Consider the following 12241-nt stretch of genomic DNA (forward strand, 5'->3'; position numbering starts at 1 on the left):
TCTCTTCGCAGTTTGGTCGCTACGAAGTAAAGGGGTAACACAGCCATGCATGCACCGTTTTTGGGATTGAAAGTTAACACCATCCTAATTCGTTTACAAGCAAAATTTGAGGGGAAGGGTCAGGGTCAGACCCCAACCGGCAACACCGGGGTCTGACCCCGGTTGTCCGGTTTTACACCAGCGTGACGCTGGCGCCGCCCTGGGCGCTGGCCAGATCGGAGAGCGCGGCGAACAGTTCGCTGCCGTCGCGCGTGTTGATCCAGGCGCCGCCCTCCCGCTTGTAGTGGAAGCCGCCCGACTTGGCCGCTACCCACAGTTCCTGCATCGGGGCCTGGCTGTTGACGATGATCTTGCTGCCGTTGTCGATGAATTCGATCTCCAGCACATTGCCGCTGCGCTTGCACTCGACATCGATGACATCCTCGTCGTTCAGCCGGTCCATCGCCTCTTCGATCGTGTTCAAGGTCGTTTCGGCCAGGTCCAAAAATTCTTTTTCGCTCATGCTACACTCCAAGGTCTGCCAATCAAACCGTGATTCTAATCGTGAAGTCTTCATCCGCGCTCAATATCGGCATCGCCGCCGTGGTCTTTGGCTTGCTGGCAGGCTGCGGCCAGGCCGGCCCGCTGTACCTGCCCAAGCCACCGGCCAAGCCCGCCACACCGGTCGTTCCACTTCCGCCGCTGCCACCTCCGCCAGCCACCCCGGCTGCTGAATAACCCTTTTCCCTCAGACCATGTCGCATTTCTTTCATCTGGACGGCGTCCTGCACGCCGAAAGCACCCCCCTGTCCCGCATCGCCGAGGAGTTCGGCACGCCGACCTATGTGTATTCGAAAGCGGCATTGCTGGAAAACTTCGATGCCTTCGCCGACGCCTGCGCCGGGCGCGACGCACTGGTTTGCTATGCGATGAAAGCCAATTCGAACCTGGCCATTCTCGACCTGCTGGCGCGCCGCGGCGCCGGTTTCGACATCGTTTCGGGCGGCGAACTGCTGCGCGTGATCGCCGCCGGCGGCGATCCGGCCAAGGTGATTTTTTCCGGGGTCGGCAAGAGCGTCGACGAAATGCGCCTGGCGCTGTCGCACGACATCCTGTGCTTTAACGTCGAGTCGATTTCCGAACTGCACCGTTTGAACGAGGTGGCCGGCGCCATGGGCAAACAGGCGCGCGTGTCGCTGCGCGTGAACCCCAATGTCGACGCCAAGACCCATCCGTACATCGCCACCGGCCTGAAAGCGAACAAGTTCGGCGTCGCGTTTGATGATGCGCTGGCCACCTACCGCAGCGCGGCCGCCCTGCCGCACCTGACCCCGGTCGGCATCGATTGCCACATCGGCTCGCAACTGCTGGACGACGCGCCGCTGCTCGAAGCGCTCGACAAGCTGATCGAACTGGTCGACGCGCTGGGCGCCGAAGGCATCGTGCTCAAGCACCTCGACATGGGCGGCGGCATCGGCATCAACTACGGTGCCGCCGGCGAGGCCGCGCCGGTGCCGGTGGCCGATTACCTGGGCCGCGTGTTCGCGCGCATCGACGCCTGGCGCGCGGCCAGCCATGGCGGCACGCCGATCAAGGTGATTTTCGAGCCGGGCCGCGCCATCGTGGGCGACACCGGGGTGCTGCTGACCCGCGTGGAGTTCCTCAAGCCTGGCGCCGAAAAGAATTTCTGCATTGTCGACGCCGCCATGAATGACCTGATGCGCCCGGCCCTGTACCAGGCCTGGATGGATGTGCAGCAGGTCCGGGCCGGCACGACGCCGGCGCTCAGCTACGATGTGGTCGGGCCGGTGTGCGAGTCGGGCGACTGGCTGGCGCGCGAGCGCGACCTGAGCGTGGAACAGGGCGACCTGCTGGCGATCATGCAGGCCGGCGCCTATGGGTTTACGATGTCGTCGAATTACAACACGCGCGGCCGCGCCGCCGAAGTCATGGTCGATGGCGACACGGTGCACCTGGTGCGCCGGCGCGAAGAGCCGGCCGAGCTGTTCGCGCTCGAATCGATGCTCAAGTAAGCCGGGCGTCGTCGCCGAACAAGCCCGCCAGACTGGGCGCAGTGACGCTGCGCTCGATCCAGGTTTCCAGTTCTTCTTGCGTGGCCCGGCCCAGGCGTTGCACGGCCTGCTCCGCGACCGCGCCGAAGCGGATGCGCAATACCTTCTCGAGCGTCGCCCGCAGGGCCATGACTTGTCCTTCCGCCCTGCCCTGCGCCCTGCCTTCCGCCCTGCCCTGCGCCCTGCCCTGCGCCCTGCCTTCCGCCCTGCCTTCCGCCCTCATTTCTTCTTTGGATATCCCGGCCAGGGCGAGCCCCTCCTGACGGCCGATCTCCCGCAACTCCTCGGCCCAGTTGATCATTGTCGCGTCCATGTCAGCGTCCTCCAAGCTAGCGATGTCAAACAATGCCTGATTGTCATTCCTGCGCGCCGCCAGCGTCTTCCACCACGCCCATACCGAAGTGCGCAGACTGGTCTGGGGCGTGTCCCTGAACCAGGCCAGCAGCGCGCGCAAATGCGTATGTAAGACATCGGGGATGTGCGAAAGTTCGATCCGGAACAGCAGCGCCAGCAGGTCGTCGTTCGCCTCCAGCGCCGCCGGGTCCAGGCGCTGCTGGTCGATCAGCACGTAACGCTGCGATGGCTGCAGCGCGGCCAGCCCGGCGGGGGCTTCCATCAGCAACTCCGCCAGATCGATGCTGGCATTCCAGCGCGGTCCGCCGTTGTACAGCACCAGCGGCAACAGCGGCGGCAAGCGCAATCCCGGCGACAGTTCGTGGCGCTTGACCAGATCCTGGCACAGCAGGCCGACGTAGGTCTGCATGCGCAGCGCCATCCAGCGGTCCACGCCGGACTGGCATTCGAGCAGAATGTAGACGTACAGAAATTCGTCGCCGAGCTGCACGCGCCAGACAAGGTCACCCTGGCGTGCCGACGGCCGCTCGCTGACGTAGTCCGTGTTGATGCGCTTGAAGGCCGACAGGGCCACCCCGTCAAGCAGCTTGAACGGCGTAAAGCCGGTGATCAGTTCGCGCACCATTTCCGGGTGGGCAAACAGGGCGCGGTAGCCGAGGTCGTGGGATTGGGTAGTCATGGGGCATTCTAGCCAGTGCCCCTGCCCCGCCTTTGCGCTGCCTCAAACGCGCGCGGCAGCCTTCTGGCGGCTCCACCACACCCGCAGACCCAGCAGTAACACGACGATGGCGCCGGTAATGAGCGGTTCGGTGAAGTTATTCTTGCCGGCCTTCATCCACCAGAAATGCAGGATCGCCAGCGGCGCGATCACATAGATGAGCCGGTGCAGCCACTGCCAGCGCTTGCCGCCGAGGCGCTTGATCATGCCGTTGGTGCTGGTCACGGCCAGCGGAATGAGGAGCACGAAGGCAATAAAGCCGACGGTGATGAAGGGCCGCTTGAGGACATCCCGGAACATCTCCGCCACATCGAAAAAATGGTCGAACCACAAAAACGTCAGGAAATGCAGGCAGCCGTAGAAAAAGGTGAACAGGCCCGCCATGCGGCGCAGCTTGACCAGCCAGTTCCAGCCCGTCACGCGCCGCAGGGGCGTCAGCGCCAGGGTGATGCACAGCAAATACAGCACCCAGTCGCCGGTGCCGCGCGTGATGAATTCGAGCGGCTCGACCAGTTGCCCGCTGACGGTCAGGTACACCATGCGCGCCAGCGGCACCAGCGCCAGCGCGAACAGGGCGGCCTTGATCGCCGACAGTTGCTTCGGAGCGGGATTGAACGCCATCGGCTCAGAAGTTCTTTTTGAGGTCGAGTCCGCTGTACAGCGAGCCCACGTCGTAGCCGTTGAACATCAAGGTCTTGCGCTTTTTCTGGAAGAAGCCGTCTTCGCCAATGCGGCGCTCGCTGGCCTGCGACCAGCGCGGGTGATCGACCTCGGGATTGACGTTCGAGTAAAAGCCGTACTCGGACGGCGCCGACACATTCCACGCCGTGCGCGGCTGGTCCTTGACGAAGCGGATCTTGACGATCGACTTGGCCGACTTGAAACCGTATTTCCAGGGCACCACCAAGCGCACCGGCGCGCCATTCTGGTTCGGCAGGGCCTGGCCGTACATGCCCAAGGTCAGCAAGGTCAGCGGATGATTGGCTTCGTCGATGCGCAAGCCCTCCACATACGGCCAGTTCAGCACGCGGCTGGAAACGCCCGGCATCTGCGCCTTGTCGGCCAGGGTGACGAACTCGAGGTACTTGGCGTTGCCGGTCGGCTCGACCTTCTTGATCAGCTCGGACAAGGAATAGCCGATCCACGGAATCACCATCGACCAGCCTTCCACGCAGCGCAGCCGGTAGACGCGCTCTTCGAGGGGCGCCAGCTTGAGCAGCGCATCGATATCGAGCGTCATCGGCTTCTTGACTTCGCCTTCGATCGTCACCGTCCACGGACGCGTTTTAAGCGTATGGGCGTTCTGGGCCGGGTCGGACTTGTCGAGGCCGAATTCGTAGAAGTTGTTGTAGGTCGAGGCATCCTTGAACGGGGTCTGCTTGTCGAGCGCGGCGTAGGCTGGATTGGGCTTGCTGGCCAGCTTTTGCGGCGCGGCCGCGAAGACTTCGCGGTTGGCCATTTCCCACAGCGCGCCGCCGGCGACCGCGCCGACCGCCATCTGGGCAATGAAGCGGCGACGCGATTCGTACACCGCCTGCGGCGTGATTTCGGATGACAAGGGCAGGTCAAGCCCGTTGGGACGACGTTTGATCAGCATGGGCGGCTCCGGCAATTCAGATAGGGTGGAGCTACCTTACACCAACTTGCCGCTGTCCGTTGATGACAGTTTCGTCATTAAAGTTTGCCATAAGAATGGAGGCCCGACAGGAACATGTTCACGCCCAAAAACGCAAAGGTGGTCACCAGGAGGCCGATCAGCGCCCACCAGGCCGCCACGCGGCCGCGCAGGCCGGTCATCAGGCGCATGTGCAGCCAGGCCGCGTAGTTGAGCCAGACGATCAGGGCCCAGGTTTCCTTCGGATCCCAGGACCAGTAGCCGCCCCAGGCTTCGGCCGCCCACAGGGCGCCCAGGATGGTGGCCACGGTGAAGAAGGCAAAACCGACCGAGATCGACTTGTACATGACGTCGTCGAGCACTTCCAGCGACGGCAGGCGGTCTTGCAGGTAGCCGGCCGACTTGATCAGGTAGGCCGAACCGACCATGGCCGCCAGCGCAAAGGTGCCGTAGCCGATGAAGTTGGCCGGCACGTGGATTTTCATCCACCAGCTCTGCAGGGCCGGCACCAGCGGCTGGATGTCGGCGGCGTCGCGCGAGTCCGCGTACCACATCAGGAAAGTGACCGCGGCGGCGATCACCGGCAGCACGAAGGCGCCCAGCTGGCGGGTGGCATAGTGTTTCTCGTAATACAGATAGAACATGGCGGTGATCATCGAGAACAGGACGAACACTTCATACAGGTTCGAGACCGGAATGTGGCCGACGTCGGGGCCGATCAGGTACGACTCGTACCAGCGCACCATCATGCCGGTCCAGCCCAGCACCACGGCGGCCCAGCACAGCTTGGAGCCGACCGAGAAGCCGAAATTGGCGCGGCTGGCCAGTCCGACCCAGTAAAACGCGGTCGAAAAAATGAACAGGGCGCTCATCCACAAAATCGCGGATTGGCTCGACAGCATGTATTTCAGGAAGAATTTCTTGTTCGCCATGGCCAGATCATGGTCGTACATCGCGATGGCCCAGAACGAGAGCAAGGCCACCAGCGGCATCAGCCAGCGCACCGGCTTCCAGTGCCAGCCGAGCGCGGCGAAGGTGGGCGCGGCCAGCACCAGGATCACCTTTTCGTAAATATCCATGAAAGCGCCGTAGCGGTTGAGCGCGAACAGCGCCGCGCCCAGCAGGACGGCGGCGAACAGCCAGTCGAGCGGATCGAGCCGCTTGAAATAGCCTGGCGCTTGCTGGTAAGTCTGCGCTGGTGCGCCTTGCGGTGGTTGTGTGGCTTGCATCATGTTCTCCAGTGCTGCTGATACGCGTGTCGGCCCAGCTTACGCCAACTGCGGCAGCTTGGCTTTCAGATCGTTAAATTCATGCTCGAAATCAAGCGTTTTTCGTTGCGTGCTCATCGCCATCAAGGCGTGCGCGGGGCCGCCTGCCTCGCCGTCGCGCACCCAGACCCACAGGCGCCGTTCGCGGATGTAGAACATGGCGAACACGCCCAGCACCAGGAACACGCAGCCGAGGTAGACCACGGCCTTGCCCGGCGAGCGCGTCACCTGCAGCACCGAGGCCTTGACTTCGACAAACTCGTCGAGCTGCAGGTAGACCGGGGCGCCGTAGAAGAAACTGTCGGACAGGGCGTTGGTGGCCAGTTGCAGGAAGCGCGCCTGGGTCTCGTCGCCGGCCACCGGTGGCAAGCCCTGTTTTTCGCGCGCGGCCTGCCACAGCTCCCACAGGGTGCCGTTGAGGATCTTCATGAAGATATTGGCAGCCTTTTCCTGCTCGGCGGCGGGGATCTTTTCAAGGAAGCGCGAAACCGCCGCGTAACCGCCCTGCTTGCCGTCGCCGGCGAAAATGGCCAGGCTTTTCGAGGACGATTCCTGCAACTGGCGCGCCAGGGCGGCGGCCGGGCTGTTGCTGGTGGACGGCATGGCGCGCCGCGCGTAGCGTTCGGCCGCCAGTTCGCGCAGGGCCGGGTCGGCCAGGGCGGCACGCAGGCGCATCCATTCCTTGACCGTATGCGCCTCGTCCGAGGGAATGCGCAGGAAGCTGAACGGCTCGTTGGGCGAGGCGCGCACGCCGGCCAGGAACACCTGGACCCCGTCGATGGTCACCGGCTGCATGTAATTCTGGTATTCGCGCGCCTGGCCGGTCTTGTCGCGCAGCTTGTACTGCACGCTCGGGCCGACGTTTTTCAAGTCCTTGTTGCCGGCGTTCTTGCCGGCCGAGCCGGAATGCTTGTCGAGCTTGGCGGCGAACTGATCGTTCAGGCTCTGGCCCTTGGTGACGGCGCGCGCATCGTCCTTGCCGCCGGTGTTTTCGACGTTGAACGGGCGGAAGGTGCTCCATTCGACCGTGTACTCGTCGGCGCCGCGCTTGAGCGGGGTCGACGAGTTCACTTCGCCTTCCATCGTAAACGACGCCTGGTCGGTGCCGCTCATCGGGTAGCCGACCAGTTTGAGCTTGCTGCCGCCATCTTCGAAGCTCGACTGGTACACCGCCACGCCCTTGTAGATCAGCGGTTCGTTGACCTTGATCGTGGCCGGGAAGCTCTTGCCGGTTTCATGGTCGCGGATCACGACTTCGCTGGCGAACAGCTTGGGCATGCCGGTCGAGTAGAAATCGATATTGAAGCGCTTTAACTGGATCGTGAACGGCAGCGGCTGCAGCAGCGAGCCGTCCGGACGCGGGATGATCGCGATATCGCTCGACTGGCCTTCGGGAATGAGGGTATTGCCGCGGTAGGTCGGATTGCCCAGGCTGAGACGGTGCTTTTCGGGAATCTCGGAAATCAGGCCGCCGCCCACGAATGGCGTCTTGCCCAGGAACCACTCCTGGAACTGGATCGGGATATCCGAATCGAGCATGCCGCCGATCAGGATGATGATGATCGAGCTGTGCGCGAAGATATAGCCGAACTTGTTGGCCGCGCCCTTCCTGGCCGCCACCAGGGTGCCATTGTCTTTTTCCACGATCTTGGCCGCGTAGCCGGCGTCGACCAGGCGGGCGGCGCTCTGGCGTGCCAGCTCGGGCCGCGACAGCGGCGCCGTCCATTCGGCCTTGTGGTGGAAATTGCGCAGCGAGCTTTCGCGCACATTGTCGCGCCAGCTGCGCATGTCCTTGATCATTTTCGGCGCGTTGCGCACGATGCACAGGGAGGTCGAGAGGATCAGGAACACCAGGATGAGCAGGAACCACCAGGCCGAATACACCGCGTACAGGCCGAGCTTGTTGAAGACATCGAACCAGAACGGACCGAACTGGTTGACATAGTTGGGCATCGGCTGGTTTTGCGTGAGCACCGTGCCGATCATCGAGGCAATCGCGATGATGGTCAGCATGCTGATGGCAAAGCGCATCGACGAGACCAGCTCGACCGCCTCGGCCAGGACGGGACGGCGCGTATTTATGACAATTCCGGTGGTGCTCATTTCTACAAATCCCTATGTGCAGGCACGACTTAGAGCCTATTCCAGTAGGCAGGAGTCGCACCTGGCGCGCCTGCCAAACGGGGGCGGCTTCGGTATTCCTACGAAATACCCTCGTCGTTGCATGGCTAGCCATGCGGCCTCCTCGCGCCTTGCCCGCGCATGGCAGGCATCGCCATGTGCTTCCCCCCGCCTACTGGAATAGGCTCAACCCGCGAGGATACCAACAAAAAGGGCAGCCCGCTTGCGCGCCGCCGCCCCTTCGACCTTCCCTGGCAAAACGCGCACCGTGCGGCACGCGTTTTGTCGTGCTTATTTCAAGCCGGCGATGTAGTCCGCGACCGCTTTCATTTCGTCGTCCGACATGCGCTTGGCCAGGGTCGTCATCTGCACGCTGTTCTTGCGCGCGCCGCTCTTGAAAGCTTGCAGCTGGCTGACGGTGTAATCCTGGTGCTGGCCGGACAGGCGCGGAAATTGCGCCGGCATGCCGTTGCCGTTGGCGCCGTGGCAGCTGGCGCAGGCGGCCACGCCGGTGGCGGCAATGCCGCCGCGATAGATGTTCTTGCCGAGCAGGACGGTATCCTTGTTCTTGGCCGCGCCCGCTTTCTGGGTTTGCGTCGACAGATAGGCGGCGATGTTTTTCTTTTCATCGTCCGAGAGCATCTTGGCGAAGCTCGTCATCACCGGATTGACCCGGTTGGGCGTGGTGAAATCGATCAGTTGCTTGTGGGTGTAGGCCTCGAACTGGGCGGCCAGCTTCGGATTGGCGGCGATGGTCGAATTGCCGGCCGCGCCATGGCAGGAAGCGCAGGCGGGCAAGCCGCGCGCGGCGTCGCCGCTGTCGTACAGGGTAGCGCCTTTAGCGGCGTCGGCCTTGACTGGGGCGGGTGCATGCTCGGCGGCGGACACGAGGCCCGACACGGCAAACGTAGCCAGCAGCAAGGATTTCACAAACGCCGCTCCGGCGGCCGGTAAAAACGCACGATTCATTCAAACACCCTGAGACAAGTCGAAAATTGGTTTTGTTGAAAATTTCCGGTCCAGACCTGCCCCGGAAATTCGGTTCTAATGTAGTGCAAACGATCTTGTGTGCTCGCCATGGCTTTTGCGTGACAACAATTCGTAACCCCTTATTGTACAATAGCTTTCTCGCGTTATCGCCCCTCTTGTTGCATTTTCTGCCCATCCCATGTCCAAACTCTGGCAAGCCCGCTTCTTTACGACCGTCAACCAACTGCGTGACCTGCCCGATACGCAGGCCCCGGAAATCGCCTTCGCCGGCCGTTCCAACGCGGGAAAGTCGACCGCCATTAACATTCTGACAAATCAGAAAGGCCTCGCGTTCGCGTCCAAAACGCCGGGTCGCACCCAGCACATCAATTATTTTTCGATCGGTGGCGCGCACGTCGGGCAACACCGCAAGGATGCCACCATCGTCGAGGAAATCGAAGCGCTGCTGGTCGACTTGCCCGGCTACGGCTACGCCGAAGTGTCCGGCTCGGCCAAGCTGCACTGGCAAAAGCTGCTGGGCGACTACGTCCAGCGCCGCGAACAGCTGGCCGCGCTGGTGCTGATCATGGATTCGCGCCGTCCGTTCACCGAACTGGACGTGCAGATGCTCGAATGGTTCGCCCCGACCGGCAAACCGATCCACTGCATCCTGACCAAGGCCGACAAGCTCAACCGCAACGAATCGACCAACGCCCTGCGCCAGGCGCGCATGATGCTCGAAAGCTATGTCGATGAAGATGGCGAAGGCTTCCCGTTCACGGTGCAACTGTTTTCGGCGCTCAAGCGCGTCGGCATCGAGGAAGCCAACGACAAGATCATCGACCTGCTCGGCCTGACGCCGATCGAGGCCGATCCGGACACGCCGCTGGTCGACCCGGTCGACAGCGACGACGAGGCCTGATTCCCTGATTTTTTGTTCACTCGGAAAAAAACGATGTCTACTCTGCCAGTGCAGTTCCCCGCCACGCGCATGCGCCGCATGCGGCGCAACCCGTTTTCGCGCGCCATGGTGCGCGAAAACACGATCACCTCTTCCGACCTGATTTATCCGGTCTTCATCGTCGACGGCGTCAACCAGCGCCAGCCGATCTCGGCCATGCCGGGCATCGAGCGCCTGTCGGTCGACCTGCTGCTGGACGTGGCCCAGGAGTGCGTCCAGCTCGGCATTCCGGTGCTGGCCCTGTTTCCATCGATCGATGTGGCGCTGAAAACCGCGGACGGGGTCGAAGCGACCAACCCGGACGGCCTGATTCCGCGCGCCGTGCGCGCACTGAAAGAGCGCTTCCCGGAACTGGGCGTGCTGACCGACATCGCGCTCGACCCGTACACCAGCCACGGCCAGGATGGCCTGATCGACGAGAACGGCTACGTGCTCAACGACGAAACCACCGCCATGCTGATCCGCCAGGCCCTGTGCCACGCGCAAGCCGGCGTGGACGTGGTGGCGCCGTCGGACATGATGGACGGGCGCATCGGCGCCTTGCGCGCCGTGTTCGAAGCACAGGGTTACATCCACACCCGCATCATGGCGTATTCGGCCAAGTACGCGTCGGCGTTCTATGGACCGTTCCGCGAGGCGGTCAGCTCGGCGGCGTCACTGGGCAAAAGCGACAAGTTCACTTATCAGATGGACCCGGCCAACGGCAACGAAGCGCTGCGCGAAGTGGCGCTCGATATCGCCGAAGGGGCCGACATGGTCATGGTCAAGCCGGGCATGCCTTACCTGGACATCGTGCGCCGCGTCAAGGACGAGTTCAAGGTGCCGACCTTCGCCTACCAGGTCAGCGGCGAGTACGCGATGATCATGGCGGCCGCGCAGAACGGCTGGCTCGATCATGACAAGGTGATGATGGAAGCGATGATGGCGTTCAAGCGCGCCGGCGCCGATGGCGTGCTGACGTATTTTGCACTCGATATTGCGCGGCTGCTCAAGGCGCACGCATGAACTGTCGTTCCCGCGCAGGCGGGAACCTAAGTTAGGTGCTTAATCGTTAGCTTCGGAACCAACTTGGGTTCCCGCCTGCGCGGGAATGACGGATGAGAGTCTACCGCCTAGCGGTGATTTTAGCGTTTTGAGACAGCCTCCTGCGCGGGAACGACGGTTTGGGAGCTGGCAGTCAGCGCCCGCGCCGGTTCTCCGGAAACATTTCCTTCTGCAAGAAATCAGCCAGTTCCGCCGTATCCTCCACCCGCGCGCTCATCTTCACCACGCGCTGCAAGCGGTGCGAATCCCATTCGAAGTCGCCGGTCTTTTCCTTGCGGATAATCTCGATCATCTTCTTGATCACGGCCGTCTCGATATCCCTCTCATTACCCAGCTCGACCGTGACTTCCTGCAGCCAGCGCCGCTTGAAGCTCGGATTCCAGCCGCGGAACTTGACCGTGGCCGTCATCGCATTCTTCTTGACCTCGAACACGCCGCCGGTATCGTTGCGGTCGTCGCCCTGGCTGCGCCCGTTGGCCGCCGCGATATTCGCCTTGGCAATGCGCATGCCGCGCTCGGCCGCGCTTTCCTCGGCCGGCTGCTCGCTCTCGGTCTGGCCGCGCGCGCGGCGCCGCGCTTCGATCGCGGCCGCCATGTCGGTCTCGGGCGCCACCGCGGTCGGGCGCACCGGCTTGGGCGGCTCGGGAACGTCGGCTTGCTTGACCGGCTTTTCATTCGGCACAGTGATGGTGTCGGGCAAACGCTGGACCCTGGCCACGGTCGGCGGCTTGGGCCGCGCCTGGGTGGTCGGCTTGGGCGTGGTTTTCGGCTGTTCCTTCGGCTGCGGCTTGGGCTTGTTCTCGGGTAGCGGCGTGACGTAGGTGATTTCCCCGCCCGAATTTGGGGGCGGCGCTTTTTTCTCTTCCTGCGGCTTCAAGACCCACAACAGCACCAACAGCACGTGCAAGGCCACCGTGACAGCCACGCCGACCGAATTGAAGCGCTTGACCTCATAACTGGGCACCGCGTAACCGGGCAAGGGCTGACCGCAATGCTCGCAGTAGCCGCTGTTCTCGGTCGAATGGTGGGAATGGTCGCGCAAAATGTAAACAGCTTTCCAGGGACGGCGCCAGCAAAATGCGGCTCAGGAGCCGAAGTCTAACCGTTTTGTGGTTTTTGCGCATTGGCAAGCTCACCCTG

Annotated in this window: 12 protein-coding genes; 4 read left to right on the plus strand and 8 right to left on the minus strand. The window is 62.8% G+C overall.

Annotated features, from left to right (window positions below):
- Window positions 1–172: 172 nt before the first annotated feature.
- Complete coding sequence (gene cyaY / locus F2P46_RS29745; protein WP_166897120.1) at window positions 173–502, minus strand: iron donor protein CyaY; 330 nt, start codon at window positions 500–502, stop codon at window positions 173–175.
- Window positions 503–543: 41 nt separating this feature from the next.
- Here cyaY and F2P46_RS29750 point away from each other — a divergent pair, with 41 nt between their 5' ends.
- Both F2P46_RS29750 and lysA read left to right on the plus strand, forming a co-directional pair.
- Window positions 544–717: a lipoprotein gene (locus F2P46_RS29750; protein WP_208296826.1), complete on the plus strand. Its 174-nt coding sequence runs from the start codon at window positions 544–546 to the stop codon at window positions 715–717.
- A gap of 17 nt (window positions 718–734) precedes the next feature.
- Window positions 735–2012, plus strand: coding sequence for a diaminopimelate decarboxylase (gene lysA / locus F2P46_RS29755; RefSeq protein WP_166897126.1), 1278 nt, complete (start codon window positions 735–737; stop codon window positions 2010–2012).
- Here the strand turns inward: lysA and F2P46_RS29760 are convergent.
- From F2P46_RS29760 to F2P46_RS29785, 6 genes are all read right to left on the minus strand, one after another.
- The gene (locus tag F2P46_RS29760) at window positions 2005–3084 is read right to left on the minus strand and encodes an Rpn family recombination-promoting nuclease/putative transposase (protein WP_166897128.1); all 1080 of its coding nucleotides are present in this window, start codon (window positions 3082–3084) and stop codon (window positions 2005–2007) included. The genes lysA and F2P46_RS29760 overlap by 8 nt on opposite strands.
- A gap of 42 nt (window positions 3085–3126) precedes the next feature.
- Complete coding sequence (locus tag F2P46_RS29765; protein WP_166897131.1) at window positions 3127–3744, minus strand: protein-methionine-sulfoxide reductase heme-binding subunit MsrQ; 618 nt, start codon at window positions 3742–3744, stop codon at window positions 3127–3129.
- A 4-nt stretch (window positions 3745–3748) separates the two neighbouring features.
- Window positions 3749–4720 carry a protein-methionine-sulfoxide reductase catalytic subunit MsrP gene (gene msrP, locus F2P46_RS29770; RefSeq protein WP_166897134.1) on the minus strand — a complete coding sequence of 324 codons (972 nt, stop codon included), beginning with the start codon at window positions 4718–4720 and terminating at the stop codon, window positions 3749–3751.
- A gap of 77 nt (window positions 4721–4797) precedes the next feature.
- Entirely contained in the window at window positions 4798–5967 is a 1170-nt protein-coding gene (gene ccsB / locus F2P46_RS29775) for a c-type cytochrome biogenesis protein CcsB (RefSeq protein ID WP_166897137.1), read from the minus strand.
- A 39-nt stretch (window positions 5968–6006) separates the two neighbouring features.
- Window positions 6007–8109 (minus strand): cytochrome c biogenesis protein ResB, encoded by a 2103-nt coding sequence (locus F2P46_RS29780; protein ID WP_166897140.1) that lies wholly within the window; start codon window positions 8107–8109, stop codon window positions 6007–6009.
- Between the two features lie 309 nt (window positions 8110–8418).
- Window positions 8419–9096 (minus strand): cytochrome c, encoded by a 678-nt coding sequence (locus F2P46_RS29785; protein ID WP_166897143.1) that lies wholly within the window; start codon window positions 9094–9096, stop codon window positions 8419–8421.
- A gap of 199 nt (window positions 9097–9295) precedes the next feature.
- On the opposite strand from F2P46_RS29785, the gene yihA reads away from it, so the two are divergent.
- Together yihA and hemB are read left to right on the plus strand one after the other, a co-directional pair.
- Window positions 9296–10018: a ribosome biogenesis GTP-binding protein YihA/YsxC gene (yihA, locus tag F2P46_RS29790; RefSeq protein ID WP_229476843.1), complete on the plus strand. Its 723-nt coding sequence runs from the start codon at window positions 9296–9298 to the stop codon at window positions 10016–10018.
- A gap of 33 nt (window positions 10019–10051) precedes the next feature.
- Window positions 10052–11062, plus strand: a complete 1011-nt coding sequence (gene hemB / locus F2P46_RS29795) for a porphobilinogen synthase (RefSeq protein WP_166897146.1) — start codon at window positions 10052–10054, stop codon at window positions 11060–11062.
- Between the two features lie 172 nt (window positions 11063–11234).
- Here the strand turns inward: hemB and F2P46_RS29800 are convergent, their stop codons facing one another.
- The gene (locus F2P46_RS29800; RefSeq protein WP_166897149.1) at window positions 11235–12143 is read right to left on the minus strand and encodes a hypothetical protein; all 909 of its coding nucleotides are present in this window, start codon (window positions 12141–12143) and stop codon (window positions 11235–11237) included.
- Between the last annotated feature and the right edge of the window lie 98 nt (window positions 12144–12241).

The sequence above is a fragment of the Massilia sp. CCM 8734 genome (genome assembly GCF_011682155.1).
Classification (GTDB): Bacteria; Pseudomonadota; Gammaproteobacteria; order Burkholderiales; family Burkholderiaceae_D; genus Telluria_A; species Telluria_A rubra.